25 protein-coding genes and 1 pseudogene are annotated in these 25635 nt (G+C 67.7%); 12 read left to right on the top strand and 14 right to left on the bottom strand.

Annotated features, from left to right (window positions below; all coding sequences use genetic code 11):
• Nucleotides 1–143 precede the first annotated feature (143 nt).
• The gene (locus FZP69_RS22700; RefSeq protein WP_192918626.1) at nt 144–299 is read right to left on the bottom strand and encodes a hypothetical protein; all 156 of its coding nucleotides are present in this window, start codon (nt 297–299) and stop codon (nt 144–146) included.
• Nucleotides 300–429: 130 nt separating this feature from the next.
• Here FZP69_RS22700 and FZP69_RS16955 point away from each other — a divergent pair, with 130 nt between their 5' ends.
• Nucleotides 430–798 carry a methylglyoxal synthase gene (locus FZP69_RS16955; protein ID WP_152042563.1) on the top strand — a complete coding sequence of 123 codons (369 nt, stop codon included), beginning with the start codon at nt 430–432 and terminating at the stop codon, nt 796–798.
• 75 nt (nt 799–873) lie between these two features.
• On the opposite strand, the gene FZP69_RS16960 is transcribed toward FZP69_RS16955, so the two are convergent.
• Both FZP69_RS16960 and FZP69_RS16965 read right to left on the bottom strand, forming a co-directional pair.
• On the bottom strand, nt 874–1725 hold the full coding sequence (locus FZP69_RS16960) for a VOC family protein (RefSeq protein WP_152042564.1): 852 nt from the start codon (nt 1723–1725) through the stop codon (nt 874–876).
• A 221-nt stretch (nt 1726–1946) separates the two neighbouring features.
• Nucleotides 1947–3770, bottom strand: coding sequence for a formate/nitrite transporter family protein (locus tag FZP69_RS16965; protein ID WP_152042565.1), 1824 nt, complete (start codon nt 3768–3770; stop codon nt 1947–1949).
• A gap of 425 nt (nt 3771–4195) precedes the next feature.
• On the opposite strand from FZP69_RS16965, the gene FZP69_RS16970 reads away from it, so the two are divergent.
• Both FZP69_RS16970 and FZP69_RS16975 read left to right on the top strand, forming a co-directional pair.
• Nucleotides 4196–4516: a hypothetical protein gene (locus FZP69_RS16970; protein WP_152042566.1), complete on the top strand. Its 321-nt coding sequence runs from the start codon at nt 4196–4198 to the stop codon at nt 4514–4516.
• A gap of 262 nt (nt 4517–4778) precedes the next feature.
• On the top strand, nt 4779–5330 hold the full coding sequence (locus tag FZP69_RS16975) for a hypothetical protein (RefSeq protein ID WP_152042567.1): 552 nt from the start codon (nt 4779–4781) through the stop codon (nt 5328–5330).
• A 175-nt stretch (nt 5331–5505) separates the two neighbouring features.
• On the opposite strand, the gene FZP69_RS16980 is transcribed toward FZP69_RS16975, so the two are convergent.
• On the bottom strand, nt 5506–6321 hold the full coding sequence (locus tag FZP69_RS16980) for an endonuclease III domain-containing protein (RefSeq protein WP_152042568.1): 816 nt from the start codon (nt 6319–6321) through the stop codon (nt 5506–5508).
• Nucleotides 6322–6449: 128 nt separating this feature from the next.
• On the opposite strand from FZP69_RS16980, the gene FZP69_RS16985 reads away from it, so the two are divergent.
• The gene (locus tag FZP69_RS16985) at nt 6450–7763 is read left to right on the top strand and encodes a cytochrome P450 (RefSeq protein WP_152042569.1); all 1314 of its coding nucleotides are present in this window, start codon (nt 6450–6452) and stop codon (nt 7761–7763) included.
• Nucleotides 7764–7908: 145 nt separating this feature from the next.
• Here the strand turns inward: FZP69_RS16985 and FZP69_RS16990 are convergent, their stop codons facing one another.
• On the bottom strand, nt 7909–8331 hold the full coding sequence (locus tag FZP69_RS16990) for a DUF371 domain-containing protein (RefSeq protein WP_152042570.1): 423 nt from the start codon (nt 8329–8331) through the stop codon (nt 7909–7911).
• Nucleotides 8332–8829: 498 nt separating this feature from the next.
• Between FZP69_RS16990 and FZP69_RS16995 the strand changes: the two genes are divergently transcribed.
• Together FZP69_RS16995 and sppA are read left to right on the top strand one after the other, a co-directional pair.
• Nucleotides 8830–9753: a coiled-coil protein gene (locus FZP69_RS16995; protein WP_152042571.1), complete on the top strand. Its 924-nt coding sequence runs from the start codon at nt 8830–8832 to the stop codon at nt 9751–9753.
• Nucleotides 9754–9807: 54 nt separating this feature from the next.
• Entirely contained in the window at nt 9808–10812 is a 1005-nt protein-coding gene (sppA, locus tag FZP69_RS17000) for a signal peptide peptidase SppA (RefSeq protein ID WP_152042572.1), read from the top strand.
• A gap of 11 nt (nt 10813–10823) precedes the next feature.
• Here sppA and FZP69_RS23440 read toward each other — a convergent pair.
• Nucleotides 10824–11152 (bottom strand): annotated as a pseudogene (locus tag FZP69_RS23440) (Rid family hydrolase).
• Nucleotides 11153–11327: 175 nt separating this feature from the next.
• On the opposite strand from FZP69_RS23440, the gene FZP69_RS17010 reads away from it, so the two are divergent.
• Nucleotides 11328–12458 (top strand): DUF373 family protein, encoded by a 1131-nt coding sequence (locus FZP69_RS17010; RefSeq protein WP_152042573.1) that lies wholly within the window; start codon nt 11328–11330, stop codon nt 12456–12458.
• Nucleotides 12459–12601: 143 nt separating this feature from the next.
• On the opposite strand, the gene FZP69_RS17015 is transcribed toward FZP69_RS17010, so the two are convergent.
• Nucleotides 12602–12796: a DUF7333 family protein gene (locus tag FZP69_RS17015; RefSeq protein ID WP_152042574.1), complete on the bottom strand. Its 195-nt coding sequence runs from the start codon at nt 12794–12796 to the stop codon at nt 12602–12604.
• A 205-nt stretch (nt 12797–13001) separates the two neighbouring features.
• Between FZP69_RS17015 and FZP69_RS17020 the strand changes: the two genes are divergently transcribed.
• From FZP69_RS17020 to FZP69_RS17030, 3 genes are all read left to right on the top strand, one after another.
• A complete protein-coding gene (locus FZP69_RS17020) occupies nt 13002–14234 on the top strand; it encodes a digeranylgeranylglycerophospholipid reductase (RefSeq protein WP_152042575.1) in 1233 nt (410 codons plus the stop codon).
• A gap of 117 nt (nt 14235–14351) precedes the next feature.
• Entirely contained in the window at nt 14352–14537 is a 186-nt protein-coding gene (locus tag FZP69_RS17025; protein ID WP_152042576.1) for a hypothetical protein, read from the top strand.
• A 147-nt stretch (nt 14538–14684) separates the two neighbouring features.
• On the top strand, nt 14685–15410 hold the full coding sequence (locus FZP69_RS17030; protein WP_152042577.1) for a DUF6517 family protein: 726 nt from the start codon (nt 14685–14687) through the stop codon (nt 15408–15410).
• 30 nt (nt 15411–15440) lie between these two features.
• On the opposite strand, the gene FZP69_RS17035 is transcribed toward FZP69_RS17030, so the two are convergent.
• Nucleotides 15441–16304, bottom strand: a complete 864-nt coding sequence (locus tag FZP69_RS17035; protein ID WP_152042578.1) for a 2-oxoacid:ferredoxin oxidoreductase subunit beta — start codon at nt 16302–16304, stop codon at nt 15441–15443.
• Complete coding sequence (locus tag FZP69_RS17040) at nt 16301–18058, bottom strand: 2-oxoacid:acceptor oxidoreductase subunit alpha (protein WP_152042579.1); 1758 nt, start codon at nt 18056–18058, stop codon at nt 16301–16303. The genes FZP69_RS17035 and FZP69_RS17040 overlap by 4 nt, the downstream gene beginning before the upstream one ends.
• 184 nt (nt 18059–18242) lie before the next feature.
• Between FZP69_RS17040 and FZP69_RS17045 the strand changes: the two genes are divergently transcribed.
• Entirely contained in the window at nt 18243–18884 is a 642-nt protein-coding gene (locus tag FZP69_RS17045; RefSeq protein WP_152042580.1) for an FAD-dependent oxidoreductase, read from the top strand.
• A gap of 161 nt (nt 18885–19045) precedes the next feature.
• Here the strand turns inward: FZP69_RS17045 and FZP69_RS17050 are convergent, their stop codons facing one another.
• From FZP69_RS17050 to FZP69_RS17070, 5 genes are all read right to left on the bottom strand, one after another.
• On the bottom strand, nt 19046–19618 hold the full coding sequence (locus FZP69_RS17050) for a hypothetical protein (RefSeq protein WP_152042581.1): 573 nt from the start codon (nt 19616–19618) through the stop codon (nt 19046–19048).
• 237 nt (nt 19619–19855) lie between these two features.
• The gene (locus FZP69_RS17055) at nt 19856–20674 is read right to left on the bottom strand and encodes an ABC transporter permease (RefSeq protein WP_152042582.1); all 819 of its coding nucleotides are present in this window, start codon (nt 20672–20674) and stop codon (nt 19856–19858) included.
• Nucleotides 20671–21558: an ABC transporter ATP-binding protein gene (locus FZP69_RS17060; protein WP_152042583.1), complete on the bottom strand. Its 888-nt coding sequence runs from the start codon at nt 21556–21558 to the stop codon at nt 20671–20673. The genes FZP69_RS17055 and FZP69_RS17060 overlap by 4 nt, the downstream gene beginning before the upstream one ends.
• Nucleotides 21555–23486 (bottom strand): NosD domain-containing protein, encoded by a 1932-nt coding sequence (locus tag FZP69_RS17065; RefSeq protein WP_152042584.1) that lies wholly within the window; start codon nt 23484–23486, stop codon nt 21555–21557. Before FZP69_RS17065 ends, FZP69_RS17060 begins: the two co-directional genes overlap by 4 nt.
• Nucleotides 23487–23533: 47 nt before the next feature.
• Nucleotides 23534–24118, bottom strand: coding sequence for a nitrous oxide reductase accessory protein NosL (locus FZP69_RS17070; RefSeq protein WP_152042585.1), 585 nt, complete (start codon nt 24116–24118; stop codon nt 23534–23536).
• Between the two features lie 103 nt (nt 24119–24221).
• Here FZP69_RS17070 and FZP69_RS17075 point away from each other — a divergent pair, with 103 nt between their 5' ends.
• Nucleotides 24222–25619: an outer membrane protein assembly factor BamB family protein gene (locus FZP69_RS17075; protein ID WP_192918627.1), complete on the top strand. Its 1398-nt coding sequence runs from the start codon at nt 24222–24224 to the stop codon at nt 25617–25619.
• Nucleotides 25620–25635 lie beyond the last annotated feature (16 nt).

Raw genomic sequence — 25635 nt, forward strand, 5'->3', positions numbered from 1 at the left:
AAGGGAGCCCACCGCTCGGCGGGCACGCGTCCGGACGGGCGTCTCCCGCTGTTCTCGACTTCGGTCGCCGTCGACCGATGCGTCCGGAAGAGATCCCACGGTCACGACGGATTTCCACACGGTCGCGACAGAGCCCTCTACCATCACGACAGGTACAACAGCAGAACGAGTACGAACACAGCGGCCAGTGCGAGGAGCGGAGCGACGACGTCGAACGGGACGACGAGAGCCACGATCGCGGTCACGACGACGAACTCCAGCACCACCAGGAGACTCACCACGTCGCGTGGGTCGGCCATCGTGCTGGAACCGTCCTGCGAGCCTATCCAGTCCCCGAGATGATGAAACCGGCGGTCGAACGGCGTTGCACGCCGACGGGACGCCGCGTCACACCAGATTCAAACCGCCCGTCCTCGGACGTACGCCCGTATGCGTCTCGCGCTCATCGCCCACGACGAGCTGAAACCGGAACTCATCGACTTCGCACGGACACACGAGGAACAGCTCGCCGAGTACGACCTCGTCGCCACCGGGACGACGGGCGAACGCCTCCGCGAGGAGACGGACCTCGACGTCGAACGGAAGCAGTCGGGGACGCTGGGCGGCGATCTCCAGATCGGTGCGGAGATCGCCGAGGGCTCCTGCCAGGGAATCGTCTTCTTCCACGACCCCCTGACCGCCCAGCCGCACGAGCCCGACGTCTCCGCACTGATGCGCATCTGCGACGTCCACGACGTCCCCCTGGCGACGAACCGCTCGACCGCCGACGCCGTCGTCGAGTCGATGACCGACGGCTGAGCGGCCCGGTCGAGGGAGCCGGGGGCTCGGTCCGGCTCGTTGCGCGGGGGCGACGCCGTCCGGGTCCCCACCGGGCTACGTCGCACTTCGGAGGCGAACCTCGATCCCGTCCGGATCGGCGACGGTGAGCGGTCCGTCGGCGTAGTCGGGGGCGTACCCCCGTTCGACGAGCGCGTCGCGGAGGTCGTCGATCGCCGACTCCGGCACGACGAACTCGAACCACTCGACGCCACGGTGTTCACCGACCGGGTTCGTTCGCCCGTTCCAGGTGTTGAGGCCGACGTGGTGGTGGTAGTCGCCGGCGGCGACGAACAGCGCCCCGCGGTACGACTCGGTTCGGACGTTCAGCCCCAGGGAGTCGACGTAGAACGCCCGCGCCGCGGCGAGATCCGTCACTTCGAGGTGGACGTGACCGATGTCGGTTTCGGGTGGGAGATCGTCACCCGCCGCGGTCTCGCGAACCCCGTCGAGGTCCAGCGCGAGTGTGTCCATCTCTACACCTCCGTCGTCGGTCGCCGTCCAGTCGTCGCGCGGGCGGTCCCGGTATATCTCGACGCCGTTCTCCTCCGGGTCGCGGAGGTAGATCGCCTCGCTCACGAGGTGGTCCGAGGCACCGGTGAGCGACGCACTCGCGGCGTCGACGCGGACGAGCGCGTCGCCCAGTGCCTCCCGTGTGGGCACGCGGACCGCGAGGTGGAACAGCCCGGCCGCGTCGCTCGGCCGGGCGGGGGCGTCGGGCTCTTCGGCGAGGACGACCAGCGGGTCGTCGCCAGCGGTGAGGGTCGCACGGTCGCCGTCGCGAGAGACGTCGAGACCGACGACGTCGCGGTAGAACGGGACGACGCGGTCGAGGGAGTTCACGCGGAGGGCGACTCGGCCGACGTGGGCGGCGGCGGGCATCGTGAACGCAGCGGTGTCCGTGGGCATGGATTCGAGATACGACCGGGGCGGTCAAAACGTGTCTCCCCGATGGTCGGGGTGGCGCACGGCCGGGGTCCGGACTCGACGGTTCCGGTGTCGCGCCGGCCGGACTCGTGTGGCGACTGGACGGAGAAGCGGGGCGGGCGTTAGCGCCTCCGACTCAAGCCGTCCGGCTGCCCGCGCCCGGTTCGTCCCTCGGCGGACCGTGGCCGATCACCCGCGAGCAGTCACGTCTGCCGCCGCTTTTCCCGGCGGCCGCGCCCGAACAGCCGGTCTCTCAGCGGTCGGTCGGAGGGTCGTTCCGCCAGCACCACGGAGGCGTCGACCTCGTTGACGACGTCGAGGTGCAGCGACTCCGTGACGAGACGCGAGAGAAGCCCGCGTTCGGTCGCGCCGATGAGCACGAGCGTGTGCTCCGCGGCCGCGCGCTCGATCGCCGCCTCGACGTCACCGGAGTCGTCGACGAGTCGCGTCGCGTCACCGAGGTCCCGCTCGGCCGCCCACTCGGCGAGGAACGCGTCGCCGGCCTCCCGCTCACCGGGATCGACGACGTGGAGCAACGACACCTCGGCGTTGGCGGTCGACTGGAGCGTCCGTGCGACGTCGGCACTGAGGTCGGAGTCCGGTCCGCCGGCCGTGGGCAACAGCACGCGAGAGGTGTCCAGCCGCCCGTTCTTGACGACGAGGAAGTCACAGGGAAGGCGGTTGGTCAGCTCGTCGAGGGGACGTTCCGCACGGGCGGCGTTCCACAGCCTGTCGTCGCCCCACCCCATCACGACGAGGTCGGGGCGCGTGCGGCGCGCGCGGTCGAACACCTCCTCGAAGGAGCGCGAGGAGACGATCGTCGAGGTCTCGAACTCGACGTCGTACCCCTCGACACGCCGTTCGACGTCCGCCATGAGACGGGCCGACGCCCGAGTGATCTGGTCGTGGCCGTGTCGGCCGTCGGACTCCACCGCTAGCCGGGAGGGGGTCTGGACGACGTGGGCGGCGTGAACCGTGCTCTTCTCGTGGACGCTCGCGAGGGCGCAGGCGAACTCGACGATCGGAGCCTCGGTCCGCGGGTTCGCGACCGGAACCAGGATCCGGTAAGAGTCGGGATCGCGGACGAAATCCCCGAGGGTGTCGACGACCGGTACGTACGACCGGCCCGCGAGACCGCCGAGTACCCACTCCCTCGTCGAGAGCCGACGAACGTGCTCGAACCGTTCGATCTCGAGACGGCGCTCGCTGGTCTGGTAGTAGTTGACGACGGTGACCAACACGACACCGCCGACCGTGTTACCGAGCAGGACGGGAAGGACGAACTCCGACAGCGCCGTGACCATTCCCGGGCCGCCGACGAGCATCAGGTAGACCGACTCGGTGAACGAGACGACGACGTGAAAGAGGTTTCCCAGCGGGATCGCCAGGAAAGCCAGGTAGACGATGAGAACCCGCGAGACGGTGTCGCGGGCCGCGAAGTTCATCCAGACGACGCCGGCGACGATCAGGCCGGCGAACGCGCCCTTGAAGAAGAGGGCCGTGGCCGACGTCTCGATGCCCTTCTCGGCCAGTTCGACGGCGACCGTCGCCGCCTCGGGACTGAACACCCCTCCGTAGGCGAGCACGACGGCACCGATGGCCCCGCCGGTGAAGTTGCCCGCGAGGACGACCAGCCAGTGACGAAAGAGCGTGGGAACGCTGGCCAGCCGTTCGAGCGTCAACGCCACCGGCGGGAGCGTGTTCTCGGTGTACAGCTGGTAGCCGCCGATGATGATGTAGATGAACCCGAGGGGGTACAACAGGACGGCGGCGATGGGACTGTCGGTCGCAGCGGACATCGAGGCGTACAGCAGATAGGTGATCGTGATCGCGAATCCACCGGCGACGGCGGCGAAGAAGAGTTCGCGAAGGCCGGACGTGATCTCGTGATCCGCGTCCGCGACGATCCGCTGGAACACCTGATCGGGCGAGAAGAGGTCCGGGACGACCTCGCCGGTGATGGGAATATCGTCGTTGGAGGGATGTTCGTGATCCCGGTCCGACACGGTCCGCTCGGAGTCGGTCATGGTGTCTTCCGCCGCAACCACGGACTAAGTGGTTTACGTCTCGGCCGACCCGACGGGGTCCAGCGACTCCGTCGAAGCGGATCGGTCGTCGTCGCCACGGACTGCAGATGCGGATACCTCGTCGCCGTGCCGTCACACGAGCGGTCACGTCGTCTCTGCTGTTCCAGCCGGTCTCCGAGGGTCCCGTTCGAGCGAGTGAGCGGGTTCTCTCGAACGCTACTAGAACAGCCGACAGCACCGGACGGGGAGCGTCCACGGACAGCGGTGACGCGCCTGATGGGTTCCGGGTGTCGACGAAGCCGTCACTACTCGTCTCCGGGTGGTGACGCGTGACTTCCGGCGCTCGGTGCGACGACGGCACTCACAGGCTCACTCCCGCTCCGTGGGGCACGTTCTTTTAATCTCGTGGCCGTGTGCCTACGAGTGTGATCCCGCCCGACTCGCGCGACCGCCTCGTCCTGATCGCCATCGGACTCCTCGTCCTGCTCGCACCCGCGCTGATCCTCGTCATCACGCTCAGTACGCTCGTCCTCTTCGGTGACCTCGCGCTCGGCCGACTGACCCCCGTCGAGTTCCTCGAACTGTACCTCATCGACCTCGTCCTCTTTTCGGTGCTCGCGTACGGGGTCTATCGGTTGACTCTGTGGCTAGTGGAACGGCAGGTTCCCGTCACTCTCGACTCCCTCGAGCCCAGTGAGGACGCAGATCTCTCCGACGACGACCCCACGTCTCCCGAGGACCGGTGACGTCTCGGTTCGTCTCGTGTCGTTCCCGTGGATCGGTGGCCGGTGGGGTGACTGGTCGCGACCCCGTTCGGGGCCGGACAGTGGGTGTTCGTCGCTCCATCGCGGTCGGAACGGTCCGAGTCGACGGTACCGTTCGCTGTCAATCTCCTACATCTGGGGTTCAGTGACGACGTACTGGATAAATTATCACTAAAGAAAATATACTATTATATATGAAAATATGATAAAGATATATAAGAATAGAAGAATATTTTCAAACGGTATGGATGACGAAATCCAAACAGATGGTGGAGAACAAGGTCATCAACGTTCAGTGAATCATTCAATAGATGGCTCCGAAGGAATCTATAAGCAGTTATTCACAGATAAAATACTCAGAAATAAATTGGTAGTGATTGTCTCAATTTATGTCATAACGGGATTGAGTATCGGACTGGCCGGATTCACGACGATAGATGCGTTCTCAGGAGGCAGCGGAAATCTTGGTAGTCAAATCATCGGAGGCATTTTTGTCATGATTGCAACAGTTTTCACCGCACTGATTGGAGTTCCAATTGCAATCATGCTTGCACTACGTGTGTCAGATAGCCTGCAACGTTCAAACATAGAAACGTATGCTACAACAGGGGTTGGAGTATTCTTAGGTCACTTGGTTATGTTCTCGATAGCATTTGTAATACTTGCGAGTAAAATAGGGAATGCTTCTGTTGATGTAGATCTGATCAGTTTCTTTATCCCAATGTTACTCGCCGCGGCAGGAGTAGCATTCGCCGGAGTTTCCGCTAGTTACCTAACCCGACACCACGGACTGTAGAAAGAATCAATTCGAACGATTCAAACTCAGGCTATCCCAGTGAGGATGCAGTCTCTCTGTCTCAACTGACGGGAAAAATAGTTCGCATATGTGTCCACTATCTATTCGCAATATCTTGTGGATCGGATACTCAAATTCGAGAGAAATGTAGATAATATAATATTAAAAACCCGGCTTATTCGACAGTCTCGGCTGGGTCCACGACTGTACCTTCTACCTCATCTACCCCTACCCGTTCACACAGGTCGTACAGCGGGCAGGCTTCGGGCCCGTCGAGACACGCCGGTTTCCGCGCCGAACAGTAGTCGCGGCCGAACTGGATCATCGCCGTGTGGCCGAAGCCGCACTTCTCTGCGGGGACGTCCCGCTCCAGATGCTCGCGGACGGTCTCGTGGTCGGCGTCGGCGGGCGCGAGCCCCATCCGGCGGGCGATGCGGTGGACGTGGGTGTCGACGGGGAAGACGCCGCCGCGCCCGCCGGCGAAGAGGAGCACGCAGTCGGCGGTCTTCGGACCGACGCCCTTCACGGAGAGGAGCGTCCGACGGACCTCGGTGGGGTCGCCCTCGCGGACGAAGCGGTCGAACGCGTGGGTAGAGCCGAACTCGTCCAGCGCCCACTCGGCGGTGCGGACGAGCACCGCGGACTTCTGGTTGTACAGCCCGGCCGAGGAGATGGTCTCGGCGAGTTCGTTCTCGACGGCGGCGGCGAGGTTCTCGGCGAGGTCGTCGGCGGGGCCGTACCGGCTCATGAGGCTGTCGTGAGCCGGTTGACTCGCCTTGTCCGACGTGTTCTGGCTCAGGATCGTTCGGACCAGACACTCGAAGCCGTCCTGGCCGCCGTACGCTTTCCGCCAGTACAGCTCGCCGAGGTCGTCGACCACCGCCTCCGCGCGCGTCTCTGCTTCCCGGTCGGGGTCGAACGCGGCGAACGCACCCCCGCCCGCGTCGCCGCCGCTGATGTTCTCGGCGGGTTCGTCTCGTCGGTCGGTCATCCACTTCGAGGGGTAGGACCGGACGGTAAGAAGCGTGACGGCCCACGGGAGGACGCGTCCGGAGCGGAGACGGCTTCCCCGTCGATCCGGCCGTCAACGATTACCTCACCGAGCCCGAGACAACACGTATGCGCGCGCCACACTCGCCACCGGGCGATCCCGTCGTCGGCAACGCGATCCGGTTCGCCCGCGCTCCGCTCGACTACCTCGACACGATCCGCGACGCCTACGCCGACGGGATCCTCCACCTCTCCGGGATGATGGGACCGGGTATCTACGTCGTCCTCGACCCCACGCTCGTCCACCGGGTGCTCGTCGACGACCACGACCGTTACCGGAAGCCGCAGATCCGGCCCGAACTGGTCGACCCGCTCGTCGGCGAGGGGCTCCTGACGAGCGAGGGCGACCACTGGCGACGGCAGCGGACGACGCTCCAGCCCGCCTTCTTCACCTCACGGCTGCGCGGGTTCGACGAGACGATCGTCGACTTCACGCGGGCGACCACGGCGACGTGGACGGACGGACAGGAGTTCGACCTCTACCGCGAACTCGGCGTGCTCACGGTCCGCATCATCGCACGGCTCCTCCTCGGCGTCGACCTCTCGCGGGCCGACGCCGCCGACGTCGGCGAGGCGATGCTGGCCGTCGGGGAGGGGCTGGCTGTCTCACCCGGCGGGGTCGTCCGCCCGCCGTGGCTCGAACTCCCGCCGCCCCGCGAGTACCAGCAAGCGATCCGCGAACTCGAGGACGTGACCGCGCGCGTCTTCGCCATGCACGAGCCCGGCGGCGACGACGTGCTCTCGCTCCTCCAGCGGGCGATCACCGACGAGCCGGACGCGTTCCCCGAGGACGAACTCCGCGACCAGGTGATGACGATGCTGCTGGCGGGCCACGAGACGACGGCGCTCACGCTGACCTACGCGTTCTTCCTCCTCTCGCAGTACCCCGAGACGCGGACGCGACTGAAGTCGGAGGTCGACGAGGTGGTGGACGGCGTCCCCGGCTGGGGCGACCTCGCGGCGCTCGACTACACCGAGCGAGTGATCCACGAGACGCTCCGCGTGCTCCCGCCAGTGTGGGCGCAGTTCCGGCAGCCGCTGGCGGACGCCCGCCTCGGCGACTATCGCATCCCCGAAGGCGCTCCGCTGATGCTCCCGCAGTGGGCCATCCACCGGAGCTCCCGCCACTGGGACGCACCTCTGACGTTCGATCCCGATCGGTGGGACGGGCGACGACCCGCAGAGGTGCCGGCGTACTTCCCGTTCGGTGCCGGACCGCGCGCGTGCATCGGTCGGCAGCTCGCCATCGTGGAGTCGAAGCTCATCCTGGCGACGGTGCTCGCCGAGTGGGACGTCGAGGTGCTCGACGACGAGGTTCCGCGGCGGGCGGCCATCACGATGCAGCCCACTGGGCCGGTGTCGGCGGTCGTCCGGCGACGGTGAAGACGGCCAGAACGAGGACGAAGGCAACGAGAACGAGGACGAAGGCGGCGGGCGAGAGCGACGAGAGCAGGAGGCAGCTGCCGGCGGGAACGGTGACGGGAGTTCACGCGCCGCCCGTGGGAGCCGAAGTAGCCGGTGTCCGGAGTCACGCACCAGGGTCGACCGTGAGCGTGAGAACGAGGTCGGCCCCCTCGCGGAGCGCGTCGACCATCGCGCGGTCGAAGCCGGCGGCGGCGTGGTCGGCGTCGATCATGACGGTCCGGTCGTCGACGTAGTCGCTCGTGCGCGCGACGGCGGAGCGGTCGCTCTCGAAGGAGAGGGCGGGGTGACCGCGACCCTCGACGGTCTGGACGTGGTCGCCGACCGCGACTCGTGCAGTGATTCGCGCTCCGTGATCGCGGCAGGCGTCGACGAACGCCGGGTCGAACGCACTGGGAGCGCGGTCGGCCTCGACCGCGAGGATGCAGTCCCCGGCGGGCGTGAGCCAGTCGTCGGTCGTCACCTCGAACGTGCTCGCGTGTTCGGCCCGGACGTTGTCGTGGCCGCGGGCCCGGATGACCTCTCTCATGGGGTCACGTCGACGGAGTGGGGACAAGTCGTCACCGATCCGGACCGGTCGCGCGAACCGACCACTCCCCGGTTCGTCGGCCGCCAGTCGGACGCCGATCCCGACGACTGACCGGACTGATCCGAAGTGACTGTGAGTATGTACCCCTGAGATGAATAATTATGTACGTTCGTCGACCGAGTGGAGGATTAGCCGGAGGAGATAGGTATCGAACACGAGAATAATCCCACAGGTCCCCTGCCCCGAAATTTATACAATCCCACGAAAACCCTGAGAACCCTCCACACGGCGTTCTCGAGGGGTGTGGTACCGAATTTCATTCGTTCATTCACCGAAGTTTTTAAATACACATAGGCTGTAGTTGGATGTACCTGAACGCCACCGGCGTTCCGGCGGCACAGCACGCAGAATGATCGGGAGTTCTCTTAGACGGCCGGTCGCACTCACTCGCGCAGCCGCCGCGCTCGGCAGGGTGATGGTACAGAGGTTCGATCACGCATGGTAACAAAACAAGAAGTCCTCGAAGAATTCGACGTCAACGAGCTCGACGGATCCAACAACGTCGCGCTCTCCGACGAACAGCTCGAAACAGGTTCGAAAGGTCAGCTCATCAAGCTCGCGGGTCAGCTGCGAGACCGACGAAACGAGCTCAACCAGATGGCCTCCGAACGCGCTTCCAAGCGCGACGACCTGAACGCCAAGACGCGCGAACAGGTCGACGAGGCCCAGAACCACCGCGAGAAACGCGACGAGCTCAACGAGAAGGTCCAGGAACACAAACAGAGCCGCAACGAGCTCAACGCGAAGGCGAACGAGCTGTTCGACCAGGTCGAACAGATGAAGAGCGACCTCGAGCTCGACGACGGCAAGGACATCGAGGAGCTCGAAGAGGAGATCGAGCAGCTCGAGTTCCGCCAGCAGACCGAGGTGCTCTCGACCGAAGACGAGCGCGAGCTCATCGAGAAGATCGAGAACAAGCGAAAGGAGCTCAAGCAGCGAAAGGAGAAGGTCGAGGATTCGGGCGAGCTCGAAGAGCTCATCGCCGAGGCCGAGGAGGTCCGCTCGGAGGCCTCCCAGCACCACCAGAAGGTCACGGAGCTCGCCGACGAGGCCCAGGAGCACCACAACCAGATGATCGAGGCCTACCGCGCGGCCGACGAGATCCGTGACAAGGCCGACGAGATGCACGAGCTATTCGTCGAGGCGCAGGAAGCCGCCGACCGCCACCACGAGGACTTCGTCCGCGTCCAGAAGCGCCTGCGCGAACTGGACAAGGAAGAGGAAGAAGAGCGCAAGGACGAGCGCGCCGAGAAGCGCGAGAAGGCGAAGGAAGAGGCCGAGGAGATCTACCAGCAGTTCAAGGAGGGCGAGACGCTGGACACCGAGGACCTCATGAAGCTGCAGAAGGCCGGCCTGCTCTAACGTCGGTTCTCTCTCACGGTCTTTTTATTCGGCGCGCCCGGAGTGCCCACTGACATGAGCGATCGTACACGGACAGTCGTCACTGTCGCCGCCGTGCTCGTCGCGGCAGCCGTCGCAGGCGTCGTCGGCTGGTTACTCTTCGTCCGCGTCCCCGGCGACGTCGCCGACCTGCTGGGCGTCCTGCTCGTGATCGGTCTCGTCGTCGGCGCGGTCAGAGTCGCCGGACGGGCCGTCGGGAACCGGTTCCCCGGCTACGACGTCGCCGAGGTCGCCGTCGAGGGGCCGATCACCCGCGACGGGGGACCCGGTCCCCTCCCGACGAGCCCCCGCGGGACGCCCGCGGACGACATCGTCGACCAGATCGAGGCCGCCGACGAGGACGGCGCGGTCGACGCGCTCCTCGTGAAGCTGAACACGCCCGGCGGCGCGGTCGTCCCGAGCGACGACATCCGGCGGGCGGCGATGGCGTTCGACGGTCCCACGCTCGCGTACGCGACGGACACCTGCGCCAGCGGCGGCTACTGGATCGCGAGCGGCTGCGACGAGCTCTGGGCGCGCGAGGCCTCCATCGTCGGGAGCATCGGTGTCATCGGTTCGCGGGTGAACGTCTCCGACCTCGCCGACCGCCTCGGGGTGTCGTACGAACGGTTCGCCGCCGGGAAGTACAAGGACGCCGGCGTCGCGCTGAAGGAGATGGACGACGACGAACGCGCGTACCTCCAGGGGATCATCGACGACTTCTACGACCACTTCGTCGAGCGGGTCGCCGACGGGCGCGACCTCGCCGAAGACGAGATCCGCGACACCGAGGCCCGCGTCTTCGTCGGGACGGACGCGCACGAACGCGGCCTCGTCGACGGCCTCGGCGCGCGCGACGACGTCGAAGCGCGGATGGCCGACCTGCTGGACCGCGACGAGGTCTCGGTCGAGGAGTTCACGCCCCAGCAGTCGCTCGCGGCGCGCCTGCGCGGCGGTGCCGAGTCGGTCGCCTACGCGCTCGGCGCGGGCGTCGCCGGCCGGGTCGTCGGCGACGAGGAGCCGCTGACGCTGCGGTTCTGAGCCACGCCGGCTCACTCCCCGGCGTCTTCCCCGTCACGACGCCGGATATCGTTCTCGTCACCGCTCCCGACGACCGCCTCGGCCTCCACCTCAACCAGGAGATCTGGATCGATCAGCCGCGACACCTCGACCATCGTCGTCGCCGGCCGCACGTCGCCGAACACCTCGGCGTGTGCCCTCCCGACGGCGGCCCAGTCGTCGATGTCGACGACGTACATGCGGGTGCGGACGACGTCGCCGTGGTTCCCGACACGCAGATCCGGTCGCCGACGCGGACCGCTCGGGAGTAGCCGACGCGCGGTTCCCACTCGGTGCCGCTGGAGACGGTTCGTCGGTTCATACGGAGGACGCGTGGCCGACCGACCTGACGCTGTCGGCACGACTCGTCGGACGGTCCGACCTGCCGTGATCTCGCGGACGGATCGACCGCTGTCACCGTCTCGGGGCCGCGGGGACGGGAAATCGAGATCGAACCCACCGGGACTGTTTTACGCGCCCCACGCGTCACCTCGCGTGTGACGACGCTCGTCCTCTGCGTCGACCGGGCCGACGACATCGGCCGGAAGACGGGGCTCACGATGCCGGTGGTCGGCTGGGAGGCCGTGCAGTCGCTCGTCACGGAGGTCGGCCTCGCCGACCCGGAGGACTCCAGCGTCAACTGCCTGCTCGAGACGCTCCGCGTCGCCCGCGACCTGCGGGACGAGGACGACGACGCCGTCGTGGCGGTCGTCGCGGGCGGGGGCGACTCGATCGTCGGTGCCGACCGCTCGATCGCCGCACAGCTCGACCGCCTCATCGAGGAACACGAGCCCGACTCGGCCGTGATCGTCATCGACAGCGTCCAGGACGAGCGGCTCGTCCCCGTCGTCGAGTCGCGCCTCCACGTCGACGCCGTCGACCGCGTCGTCGTCCGGCAGGCGCACGACCTCGAGTCGACGTACTACCTCCTGAAACAGTTCCTCGCCGACGAGGAACTCCGGACGACCCTGCTGGTACCGACGGGGATCGGCCTCCTCCTCCTGCCGATCCTGTTGAGTCAGTTCTCGCCCACCATCGCGCTGGCGGGGCTGGCGTCGCTCCTGGGGGCGGTGCTCCTCTACAAGGGACTGGCGATCGACGAACTGCTGGCAGACCTCCCCGACCAGGTCCGCGCGGCGATGTACTCCGGCCAGGTGTCGGTCGTGACGTACGTCGTGGCGGCGGGGCTCTCCCTGGTAGGGGTGTTCCTCGGCGCGCTCGCCGTCTCCAACTCCCCGGTCGGCGAGACGGCACTGCTGCCGGCGATGCAGTTCACGTACTCCGCGGTGCCGTGGCTCGCGCTCGCGGCGCTCACGGCCTCGACCGGCCGCCTCCTCGACGAGCTGATCAGCGCCGGGGGAGTCCGGGCCCCGTACCTGAACCTCCCGTTCGGCGTGGTCGCGCTCGGGCTGGTCCTCCGCGGCTTCTCGGGCTACTTCCTCGAACGCGAGGGCGTGCTCCCGAACCTCGTCTTCTTCGACCGGCTCGTCCTCACCGCGACCCAGCGACTGGCGCTGTTCATCGTCGTCGGCATCGTCGTCTCGCTCGTCGGCGTCCGCGTCGCCGTCACCGTGACCGACGAGCGGCTGGACGACGCGGTCGAGACCGGCGGACAGGAAGACGCCTGACCGGATCGGTCACGGAGCCGGTCGCGGTCCACGAGAGCGGAACGCGGAGAACAGGGAGCGGAGTGGACGGCGTCTCGCGGTGCGGGGAGAAGAACGTCCGTCGACGGTCGCGCGGGTTCGCTCCGCCGTACAGGAGTGTGACGTTACCGCGTCGTGGTGCGGTACTCGCCATGTTTGATGCCGATGCCGAGACAGATGGCGCCGAAGACGACCATGGCGGGCGTCACCATCATCAGCACGATCGACTGCGGCATCACGTTCATCCCGATGAGTGCGGCCGTCCCGACGGCGACGATGACGGCGAAGACCAGTACGGTCCTGGTGAGATCGAACTCCATGTGCGGAGTCGGGACGGAGCGAACTAATCCGTTACGACCCGGGACGTTCCGCTGTCGGCCCGTCGATCCGTCAGTACGTCGCGGGAGCCGGTCGGTCCCCGACGGCCGTCGCCCGAGAGCGCGGTCGGGAGTGACGGGTGGCGTCGACTCGGCCGTGGCGAGGGAGTTCAGGAACACTGATTAATGCGAGGCAACTGCGAACGGTATGGACGAGCGTTTCGACGTGGTGGTCGCCGGCGCCGGCCCGGCGGGGGCACAGTGTGCACGCGACCTGGCCACGAGGGAGTACGACGTGCTCGTTCTCGAGACCGAGGCCGAAGACGAGTTCCCGCGACAGAGCAACAAGTCGACCGGCGGGACGTTCCCGTCGATGCTGACGTCGTTCAACGTCCCCGACGACGTCGTCATGCAGTTCACCGACAGTATCGTCCTGGAGTCGCCGAGCGACTCGTACGCTCGCCGTCAGACCGGGGCGGTCCTCGAGTTCGCCGACTTCAAGCGGTTCCTCGTCAGGGACGGTCGGGAGAAGGGTGCCGACTACCGGTTCGACGCCCGCGTCTCGGCCCCCATCATCGAGGACGGCGAGATCGTCGGCGTCCAGTACGACGGCTCCGAGAAGGTGTACGCCGACGTCTTCGTCGACGCGACCGGGCCGGCAGCGCCGCTGGCGCGGGCGCTGGACGTGGTCGACTTGCAGCGCGAGAAACAGGCCATCGGTGTCGAGTACGAGTACGAGGGTGTCGACCTCGACCACCCCGACTACACGGACCTCCACGACGCGATGATGTTGCGTCTCGACCACGACCTGGCACCGGGCGGCTACTCGTGGATCTTCCACACCGGCGGGGACACTGCGAAGGTCGGCCTCTGTTACATCCAGAACGAGAGCCACCGGGAGTTCGCCAAGGACGGGATGACGATCGACGGCTACCTCGAGTACTGGACCGACACCGACCCCCGGTTCGCGGACGCACGGAAGCTCGAGGGCGAACAGCACCGCGGCTCCGCGCACATCCAGATGCCGACCGGCATGAGCACGGACAACTTCCTGGCGATCGGCGACACGGTGCCGACGATCGACCCGCTCTGGGGCGAGGGGATCCACAAGGGGATGAAGTCGGCGCGCGCGGCGGCGACCACGATCGACAGCTGTCTCACACCCCGCGACCGGGACACGTCGGCGGAGGCGATGGCGGCGTACGACCACCTCTGGCACACGGAGGTGGCACCGGAGATGCGCACCCGGCTGTTGATGACCGAACTCCTGTATCTCGCCCCCAACGAGCGCTACGACAGGCTGATGCGAGATCTGAACCGGGCCGACGCGGAGACGCTGAACGAGGCCAACAACGGCAGCGTCCGGGCGCTGGTGAAACTGCTTCACCTCACCGACGCCTCGCTCGTCAAACGACTCCTCAGCGAGCGGTACCTGAACTGAGCCCCGCGCCGAGCGCCCGGGCCGCCGCCGATCCGTCCACGAACCCGTTCGCACCCAGTACGGGACCGGCGACAGAGCTATCATGGTTCGTGCGAGCAGTACCCATGGAGGTCGCGCATGATCCGACTCACCGCGGAGAACACGAACGCCGTCGCCCACCGCATCGCCGGCGACTCGCTCGTCTACGACTGCCCGGACTGCGAGTTCGGCGAGGTGTTGGTCACGGAACTCATCGAGAGCGACGACGCCCGGTGTCTCGACTGCGGCGCGCGCTTTTGCCTGCAGATCGAGCGGGCCGAGTGAGCCGACTCGGCCGAGCGAGCCGACTCGGCCGAGCGAATCGCCCCGGTCGAACGAGCCGTGTCCGACCCGACCACGGCGTCACCGGCCGTCCTGTTAGTCGAGAGAAACGATGATATCCTCGCCCGACGTACAGTACGTGATCCAGTAGTGCGTCTCCTACCCCTCTCCCTCGCCGTCGTCGTCCTCCTCGCGGGCTGTACCGGCACGCTCGCCGAGGTCCACTCCTCGCCGGCGACCATCCCCGAGACGGCGTACACACCCGTTGGCTACATCCACGGGAACACGACGGAGGTTCCGCTCACGTATCCGCTGGGAATCGGGCCGATCACGCGCGACGTGACCGTCTACGTCTGGGTCTCCGGCTACTCGCGCACGGTCGAGAACGCCGGGGGTGGGAACGACACGGCCGGGCTCCTCGTGGTGAGCTCGCCCAACCGGAAGATCGAGGGACAGTCGGTCAACCCGTTCGCGCAGCTGTCGAACCGCGGCGTCGTCTCGGAGCTGTTCGAGGTGGTCGCCGAGGCGGACAACACCACCGGCGGCGTCGTCGACGGGATGAGCGCCAACGTGACCGAGGTCGCCCGTCTCGAGGAGACGGGCGTGCAGAACCGGACCGTTCTCGGACAGACGGTGGAGGTCGTCACCTACACCGCGACCGTTCGGGTCGAAGCCGCGACGACCGCGGGGCCGTCCGAACCCGAGCCGAGCGCCGACGCCGAGACGACCAGAACGCTCCTCGTCCACCTGATGGCCGTCGAACACGGCGAGGACGTCGTCTTCGCGATGGGCGTCCACGGCGACGACATGGACGAGGACGAGACCATCACCTCACTGATGGAAGCCATCGAACACGAGGTCGACGCGGGCGAGTGACGGGGCGGCGGCTCGTCGACACCGGGAGGCTCAGTAGAACTCGCGGACGAGATCCATCGCGTCGTCGGGCGCGCCGTCGCCGATGTCGGCCATGTTCGACGTGAGCCCGTGTTTCTCCTCGTAGGGGACCGAGTTCTCCTCCTGGTAGAGGATGCCCATGTACTCCTTCGAGGAGTCGAGGATCTTCTCCTTCGCCTGATCCCTGTCGGCGGGATCGTGGTCCGTCTCCGCGAGGTCGACCAGGTTGTCGCGGAAGTAGTCGTAGGTGTCGACGTCGTTGAACGTCACGCACGGGGAGAAGACGTTGACGAAGCCGAAGCCGTCGTGTTCGATCGCCTGCCGGACGAGTTCGGCGTGGCGCTTGGCGTCGGTCGAGAACGACTGCGCGATGAACGTGCCGCCGGCGGCGAGCGAGAGGGCGAGCGGATTCACCGGGGGCTGCTGTGGGCCTTCGGGGGTCGTCGACGTCTCGAAGTCCTCGCGGGAGGTGGGGGAGGCCTGCCCCTTCGTGAGGCCGTAGATGCGGTTGTCCATCACGATGTACGACATGTCGACGTTCCGGCGGACGGCGTGGACGAAGTGTCCCGCCCCGATAGAGTAGCCGTCGCCGTCGCCGCCGGCGACCATCACCTCGAGGTCGGGGTTGGCGAGTTTGACGCCCGTTCCGACGGGGAGGGCGCGGCCGTGGACGCCGTGGATGGCGTACGAGTGCATGTACGTGCCGATCTTCCCGGAGCAGCCGATGCCCGCGACGATGAACGTCTCGTCGGGGTGGTTCCCCGTCTCTGCCAGCGCTTTCATCATACCGTTCATCGTGCCGAAGTCACCACATCCGGGGCACCAGGTCGGCTGCTTGTCGGATTTGAAGTCTGTGAATCTGACGTCGGAGCTCATGCTGTCACCTCTGTCGAGAGGGCCGTCTTGATCTGTTCGGCGAGTTCGTCCGCCTTGAATCGGACGCCGTCGTACTTGTTGACGCGGTCGACGCGTGTCAGCGTGTCGTGTTCGACCAGGTCGGCGAACTGTCCGGTGGCGTTACATTCGACCACGACCACGTTGTCGGCCGCCGCGACCTCACCGGACAGATCCGGCCGCGGGAAGAGGTACGGCACCGAGAGGAAGCGCACGTCGATCCCCTCCTCGTCGAGGAGGGCGATCGCCTCCTCCATCGCCCCCTCGTTCGATCCCCACGAGAGCACGAGGTTCTTCGAGTCGGGGTCGCCGAACTCGCGCGGGCTCCAGTCCTCGGTCTCTCGCGCCGTCTGGACCTTCCGGTTGCGCTTGTCGACCTGTTCGACGCGCATCCCCGTGTCCTCGGTCCGTCGCCCGAGTTCGTCGTGTTCGAGACCGGTCGACATGTGTGCGCCCCCACGAGTTCCGGGCGCCGCCCGTGGACTCACGCCGTCGTCGGTGAGCGCGTGAGCCTTGAACTGTCCCTTCTCGTTCTGCCACTCCTCGATCGTGTCGTCGTCGACGAGTTTGCCGCGGTCGATCTCGACAGCGTCCATGTCGAACGCCTCGGGGGGGAACGTCTGTTCCGTGACCGCGAGCGCCAGGTCCGAGAGGAGGTAGACGGGCGTGTTGTACTTCTCCGCGAGGTTGAACGCCTCGACGGTCTTCCAGAAACACTCCGAGAGCGACGTCGGCGCGAGGACGAACCGGGGGATCTCGCCGTGACCGCCGTAGAGCGCCATGTTCAGGTCGCCCTGTTCCTGCTTGGTCGGCATCCCCGTCGACGGACCGGAGCGCATCACGTCGCAGATGACGAGCGGCGTCTCGCTCGTGGCGACCAGTCCGAACGTCTCGGCCATCAGGTCGATGCCCGGCCCGGAGGTGGCCGTCATCGAGCGCGCGCCGGCCCGTGCCGCGCCGAGCGCCATGTTGATCGCCGAGAGTTCGTCCTCGGCCTGGACGACGTGGCCGCCGTACCGTTCGATCCGTCCCGTGAGGTACTCCATCACGTCCGTCGCGGGGGTGATCGGGTAGCCCGCGTAAAAGCGGCAGCCGGCGGCGATCGCGCCCATCCCGATCGCCTCGTCGCCGTTGAGGAGGACGTAGTCCGCGTCGGTGGTCTCGAGGTCGTAGTCGAAGTCGTAGTCGTACTCGTCTTCGACGTACGACTGTCCCTTCCGCGCCGCCTGCTTGTTGTTGTCGACGATCGCCTGCCCCTTCCCACCGAAGCGTTTCTGGAGGGCGGAGTCGAGGTTCTCGATGGGGAAGTCGGCGACCGCACACGCCGCGCCCAGCGCCACGACGTTGCGCATGATGGCACCGCCTGCCTCCTCGGCGAGCGCCTTGAGGGGGACGTCCAGCCCGATCATCCCCTCCGGAATCTCGACGTCCTGCATCGTGGTGCGGTCACCGTCGTAGATGATGACGGAGCCGTCGTGGAGTTCGTCGAGGTTCTCGTCGATGGTTCGTGGCGTGAGCGCGATGAGCGCGTCCAGCCGATCGACGACGCTCTGCACCGGCTCGACGGCCGTCCTGACCTTGTACGCCGTGTACCCGCCGCGGATACGTGAGGCGAAGTCCTTCGAGGTGAAGACGTGCCGACCAGCCCGCGAGAGCGCCTGGGCGAATATCTTCCCCGTGGAGTCGATGCCATCGCCAGCCTCGCCACCGATGGCCCAGTTGAAGTCCGCAGCCATTGCTGAATTTTGATACCCAACGCCCCATCAAAAGCCTTCTGAAAGGGGGATTGAAGACCGTGAAGGATCGTATCTCGGAGCGAGTTCGACCCGTGCGAGGGAGAAAGAGAGAACACTCGCACAGTGATCCGATCGGCGCGGTGCGAACGGGGCACTTTTTGTCCGGGGCCGTTCCACACCGAGTATGAACACGACAGTCGCCGCGACATCCGTCCACGAAGTCGGGCCGGACACCGTCGCCATCGGGTTCGAGACGCCGGCGGAGTTCTCCGCGATGCCCGGTCAGTTCGTGAAGCTCTCCGGGACGGTCGACGGAGAGGAGTACAGCCGGTTCTACACGCTCTCCTCGCCGGACGTCGAGGGGAGTCTCGAGGTCACGGTCGGCGTCAGCGAGGAGAGCGGCCCGTTCTCCCGGCACCTCGCCACGCTCGAGCCCGGCGACGAACTGACGATGCAGGGTCCCTTCGGCTCGAACCACTACGAGGGGGAGTCGCGCGTCGTGGTGATCGCGGGCGGCCCCGGCGTCGGGCCCGCCGTCGGCATCGGCGAACGCGCGCTCGCCGACGGCAACGACGTCGCCGTCGTCTATCTCGACGACGCGCCCGCGCACGTGACGCGGCTTGAAGAACTCGCCGCGATGGGGGCGACGGTCGTCATGGACGACGCCGACGCCGACCTCGCCGTCCACCTCCGGGACGTGCTCGGCGGCGACGCCGAGGACGAACAGGTGTTCGTCTACGGCTTCGCCGACTTCGTCGACCGGGCCACGGACGCGCTGGCCGCGCTCGACTACGTGGGCGAGACGAAGGTCGAGAACTTCGGCTGAGCGGCACCGGGTCGACTGTTCCGACTGCTTCTGCGTCTGCCAGACGCGCGTGCCCGTCCTCGTTCCGACTGCACCCGTGTGAAGAGTGTCGACTGTGACTGCCTGAAGACCGCCCACACCCCGAAGGGCCGACGTTCCTCACCGATCGACAGCGAACAGTATCAGTCCCTGTCGTGCTTCTCTCGCTCCTCGTCGTGCCCCTCTCGTTCGTCCTCCTCCGCGTCGTCTTCGTCTTCCATGGCGACCTCTAGCAGTTCGTCGTACCCGGTGAGTCTCCGCGACACGGCAGCCGTCGTTGGGAGTTGATCGCCCAGTTCCCCGAGGTGGTCAAGCGTGCCCGCCAGCAGATCCGGGTCGACACCCATCTGCTCCCCGAACTGCCGCAGTGCCCGCTCGAAGAGCTGGCCACACTCCCGTGCTGCAGGGGCGTAGAGTTTCACACACTCGTGGTCGCCGCACGAAACCTCGACGATGGCGGTGTCGGTGAGCCAGTTCCCGTAGTAGAGACCACCGGTGCCCCTCAGTCCGTGGTGCACTGCCCGAATCTGGTAACAGCCCGGAGGGACCTCGACCTCGAGATGCCCACACCGTGCTCGAAGGCCCAGGTAGCGCCGGTCACACCACTTGAGGATCTCGCCGTTACAGTGGGCGATGCTGACGTAGTACGTCTCGTCCGTGATCCTGCACGGCTCACCCAGTCTGGTGATCCAGATGTCTAATTTTCCAGTTGACATGATCCCACCCCGATACCCCCTCGCGGGGGACGGGAATAAATGTTACTGAATTTTAATTAAATAAATGATAATTTTTGGGAACGACACTCACCCCGGAACGACTCCGTCCGAACAGGACTGTCGCCACAGTCGGAACCGAAGCGCGGTCGCGTCCCGCACCGACCCGCCTCCGACGTCGATCGGCGCGCTGTTCGCACCGTGGATACACGACGTCGAGCGCGACGAGGATCCCGATGGTCACGCCTCCCAGACGGTGAGGACGGCCACGGCGAGCGACCCGGCGAACCACCCCACGAGCCCCACGAGGCCGCCGAGAGTGCTGCCGGCGTCGCGACCGCTCACCGCGCCGACGACGAGATCGAGCACGAGTCCGCGGAACGCGCTCGCGGGCGACAACGCGATCACGACGGGGAGGACGTCGGGCGAGAGCCCACCCGCGAGCCCCCCGACGACCCCCGCGTCGACGCCGACGAGGAAGGCGACGGCGAGCGCGACGACGACCGCCAGCGCCCCCCGGACGCTCCGCGTCGCCGCCGAGACAGCGACGGCGATCGCCAGCGTGGTGAGGCCGAAGCCGACCGTGAGGAGGGTGAAGCGGACGAACAGCCACAGCGAGTCGGCGGCGTCGTTGGCCGCGACGACATCCGTCCGGCCCGGGGCGAGCGTCGCGCCCACGATCCCGGCGACGACGAGCGTCGCGAAGAGGACGGTGGCGACGAACAGTGCCCGACCGAGGTACGCGCCGAGGACGTACTCGGCGCGCGAGAGCGGGTAGGTGCGGATCGCCTCCAGTTCGCCGGAGACGCGGTCGTCGAGCGCCGCCCGGTAGCCCGCGGCGAACGCGAACAGGGGGACGAGTACCTCGACCGTGAACAGCAGGTCGAGCGCCAGCGGCACGAAGCCGCCGGCCCCGCTGCCGGCGACGACGACGCCGACCACGCTCGCGAAGACGACGAGACCGAGCACGAGAACCGACCAGGTGCGGGCGACCGTCCGGAGGTCGCGCGCCGCGACGACGAGGACACGGTGCCGACCCGCTCGGTCGACGAGGCTCACCGGGAGTCACCCCCGGATCCGCCGTCGAGGTCGTCGGGAGCGACGCCCGACTGGAGGCCGGTCCGGACGGTCGGACGATCCCCGTCCTCGTCGTCCGACACGGCGGAGAGGAAGACGTCGACGAGGCCGTCCGCGTCGGCGTCGGCGATCAGTTCGCGAGGGACACCGTCGACGACGAACCGACCCCGGTCGAGGAGGACGACCCGGTCGGCGGTCCGTTCGACGGCGACGAGGTCGTGCGAGGCGAGCAGGACCGCCCGGCCGTCGTCGGCGACGTCGCGGATGGTCTCGAAGATGTGCGCGGAGATGGCGGGGTCCAGCCCGCTCGCAGGCTCGTCGAGGACGAGTACGGCGGGGTCGCCGAGCAGCGCCTGCGCGAGGCCGAGCAGTCGTGTCATCCCGCCCGAGAGCGCCTCGACGTTCCGGTTCCGGACGCCGGCCAGCCCCACCTGATCGAGGACCTCGTCGACGTCGGTCCCGCCGTCGGGGCCGAGCAGGTCGGCGTAGAACGCGAGCGTGTCGGCGACCGTGAAACCGGGGCGGAACGACGGCCGCTGGGGGAGGTAGCCGATCGGACGCACTCCCCTCCGGTCGACGTCGACCCGGCCGCCGTCCGGGCGCAGGAGTCCGGCGACGATCCGGAGGAGCGTCGACTTGCCGGAGCCGTTGGGGCCGACGACGCTCAGGAGCGAGCCGGGCTCGACCGCGAGCGAAACCCCGTCGAGGACGGTCACGTCGCCGAACCCGTGGGCGAGTTCGTCGACGGTCACCGCCGGGTCCACGGTCGCGGCGGGCGCGGCGTCGTCATCCCGGGCGTCGTCTCGCGCGGACTCGCCGTCGTGTGGATCGCCCGTCGCCCCGTCGGTGCGGTTCGTCTCGGTCACGGCGCCACCTCCCGCGTCGCGTTCGCCAGACGCGCCGGATTGGCGGGGGACGCACGCGGCGACTGATCGACGACGCCCGCCGAGCGCAGGCCGGAGACATCGGTACCGACCGCGCGGAGCGCGACGACCGACGGGGCCTGCGACACCGTCCACGCGGCCGGTTCGTCGCGCAGCGCGCCGTCGACCGGGCCCGTCGGCCGGTAGGGTCGATCGAGCGTCCCGTCCCCGTCGGCGTCGGGGATCGGGAGCGGCCCCCAGTAGTTGCCCTCGTCGCCGCGGGACCACGTCCGGAGGGGGCCGCGCCCCGTCTCGACCTGTCTGTCGTTGTCCACGACGTCGTTCCGCACGACCCAGTTCGTCGGGAACAGCGTCGTGGCGCGGACGCCGACCCCGTTGTTCGCGACCACGTTCCCCTCGTAGACGGAGCGGTGACCGGAGACGGAGAGCCCGTGGTCGTTGTCGACGAGGACGTTGTGGGCGTAGTAGCTGTCGCCGCCGACGGGGACGAAGCCGTACTCCGAGTCGCGCACGTCGTTGCCGACGACGACGTTCTCGACGGGACGGGTCATGATGATGATGCCAGCGCGCGTGTCGCGGATCGTGTTGTTCGCGACCAGCCCCCGGGAGGTGTACATGAAGTGGACGCCGTATCGCTCGTCGGACATGGAGTTGTCACGGACGACGAAGCCGTCGGCACGGTGGGTGTAGACGGCGTCGCGCCCGCCGACGAACGTCGACCCCTCGACCAGCGCGCGTGACTGCATGAGGACGACGCCCATGAACCCGTCCCAGGGGTCGTCGCTCCCCTCGATCCGGCTGTCGACGACGGCCGCGCGGTCGGAGAAGCGGACGACGACGCCGCTGGCGGGCGTCTCGATCGTGACGTCGTGGACGAGCGAACCGTTCGCCCGGTGCATCACGACCCCCGCGTCACCCCGACCGTAGGCGAACTGGACGACGCGCGACCAGTCCTCGCGCGTGAGGTTCTCGCCGTGTGGCCGGCGCTGGGTGCCGTTCGGGCCGACGCCGGTGATTCGGAGCGACGACACCGCGGTGTGCGGCTGGCGCAGCAGTAGCACGCTGTCGGTGCCGTTCCCTCGTAACACGGTGTCGTTCCCCGATCCGGCGATCGTGACCGGCGTCGTCACCGAGAGGTTCGTCACGTCGTACGTCCCCGGCGGCAGCCGGACGGTCGTGTTCGGTGGGGCTCGGTCGAGCGCGGCCGCGAGCGTCGGCGCGTCCGCGCCCACGACGACGGAGACGGGCCGGTCGAGGAGCGCGCGACCGTCGGCCGCGACGTCGTCGGCCCACGCCTGCTGAGCGGCGATTCGCCGATCGAACCGGTCCCGCCGCCGGTCGAGCGGGTTCTCGGCCGTGCGCTGGAGCGTCTCCCAGTCGACGACGCGACCGCCGTGTGCGTCGGCGAACGCCTCGGCGTCGGCCCGTGCGGAGAAGGAGACTGCGAGCGGTTGGCTCGGTGCCCGCGCGCTGCTGTCGACCACGAACGAGGCGTCCTCGGCCCGGGTCCAGCCGACCGCACGACCGCGTTCCGCGGTCAGATGCCCCTCGGGCGTCAGCACCGGAGAGACGGTCGAGAAGTCCGAAACGAAGACGGCGAGCGGGTCGCCGAACCCCGCGCGCGTCTCCGGCGCGGCGAGTTCGCCCGCGGCGGTCTCGACGCCGTAGTAGCCGACGACGAACCGGTACTGCGAGAAGTACACCTCGGCACGGGGGACGAGAAAACCCTCCGTCTCGGCGCGGTTGACGTCGACGTACGTCATGCCGGTCGACAGCGTCCGGTCGAACGGCACCGGTCGGAGCTGGTCGTCCGGCGTCGGACCGAGCGCGAACGCGCCGCTGGAGACGACCAGCAGACCCACGAGGACGGCCGTCGCCGCACGCACCGCACCGGGAGTGACGAAGGTCATGGATTAGATTGGATTTGATGAGGGTGGGAGAGCGTCGACAGTGTTCGTCAGCGGCCGAGGCTCGCGACGGTTGCCGGGCTCACGTCGCCGTGTGTCATCAGCTCGCCGCCGTGTTCGTCGCGGAACGACTCGGCGTCCGCGCGGTCGGAGAACGCGATCAGGTCCCGTCCCATCGCCCCCTTCACGTCGCTGCCGACGACGTACGTGACCTCCGTGGCGGCGACGAACGCGTCGGCCTCGGAGTGGGTCGAGATGAGGGTGTCGCCGCCCTCGGTGAACGTCCGGTAGTCGACCGTGGAGTAGTCGGTCACGTAGAAGGCGGCCGCCTCCCACCCCTCGTCGCGCCGGTCGAAGTGGAACCCGTACGCCTCCCAGGTGCTGTCGAACCGGGCGGGGTTCGAGTGCCCCGCCGGGCGTTCGCCGGGGTAGAAGATCTCGGCGGAGGGGCCAGGGTGGTTCGGGATGACCATCCCACAGACGTCGCAGCTGTGGTCCCCCGTGAGCGTGATGGGGTCGGGCATCTCGCCACCCCCCGAACCACCGCTACAGCCGGCGAGGGCGGCGACACCGAGAGATACCGCCCCGGCCAGCACCGTCCGTCGGGGGACCGTCAACCGTGCGTGTTCGCACATGGCGACACGTTTGTCTCGTGTTCATTTATCAATATTCGAGGTTCCCACGGGCCGAGAACGGCTCCGCCACGAGACTTTTGTCCGACCGTCACCCACGAAGACCGTGTCCCTGCCGCCGTCCGCCTCCCGCCGCACGGTCCTCGCGGCCCTCGGCACCGCGTCGATCGGCGGACTCGCCGGCTGTAGCGGCGACCCTTTCGCCCCCGACCGCCCCGAGGACGTGCCGCCCCCCACCCTTGGGAGCGACGACGACCCACCGGTCGGTGTCTGGGCCGGGCCCGGCGGCGATCTGCGGAACACCCGGTTCGCCGCCGTTACTCCCATCAGAGAGCCGACCATCCGCTGGGAGAGTCCGTTCGCCGGGTTCGTCGGCGGCGTCACCAGGGACCGACTCAGTCTCACACGGCCGGGACCGGCCGGTGAGCGTGCCACGCTCGCGACGTACGCCCTCGCAGACGGCACGCTGGAGTGGGAGACGGCGGTCGACCACCCGATCGCGGCCCCGTGGTCGGACGGCTCGACGCTGTACGCCTCGGGCACGGGGCGCGTCAGGCGGGTCGGCCCGGACGGCCAGCTCGGGTGGACGCACGACCTCTACACGACGCTCACCGAGCGCGTGCACGGGTCGTTTCTGCCCGCGAGGCGTGACCGCTTTCGGGTGTCGTCGCCGGTGGTCGCCGACGGCGTCGCCCACGTCACGAGCAGCTACGGACTCCACGGGCTGGACGCCGACTCGGGCGCGGAACTGTGGCGGCTCTGGGTCGAAGACGCATCCCGGATCGCGCGCCGGCCGACCGTCGCCCCGGAGAGCGTCTACTTCGTGGGGCCGGGCGACGACGGTGCCAGCGTGGGGAACGTCTTCGAGGACGAACCGATCCGCCTCGCCGAGGGGCTCGACGAGTTCTGTCCGCCGGTCGCGGTCGGCGTGGACCACGCGTTCGGGGGGCCGGCCGCTCGACGACAGGGTGGGACGCCGGGGACGCTCCTGGCGACGCCTCGCATCACGCCCGAGGGAGGGTTCACCGACGCCGACCAGTGGTGGTTCGTCGGTCACCACACGAGCGCACCGCGGGGGCGGCGGGTGACACGGCCGGCCGTCGGACCGGACCGGGTGTACGTCGGCGACACCGTCGACGTCCCGGACGGCCTCCGGGCGGCGATCTACGCCGTCGAACCGGTGACTGGAACCACCGCGTGGACGCACCGGGTCGCGGTCGAGAACGCCACCCCACAGTTCGAACCGGAGCTCCAGCCAGTGGTCTCGGCGGTGGCCGCCACCGCGGACGTCGTCTACGCCGGCGTCGGTCCCACGGTCGACGCCTCGCCGACCGACCCGCACCTCGTCGGCGACGAGGCGGGCGTTCTCGCGCTCGACGCCGAGACCGGTGAGCGGCTGTGGTTCGAGCGAATTGGGTTCCTCCCCGACGACCTGGCCGTCGTGGACGCACACGTCGTCGCGTGGGACCGCGACCGGAACCTCGCGGTGCTGGGCGAGGCGTAACCCCGGTCCGCTCCGG

This window comes from Salinigranum salinum, assembly GCF_009176545.1.
Classification (GTDB): Archaea; Halobacteriota; Halobacteria; order Halobacteriales; family Haloferacaceae; genus Salinigranum; species Salinigranum salinum.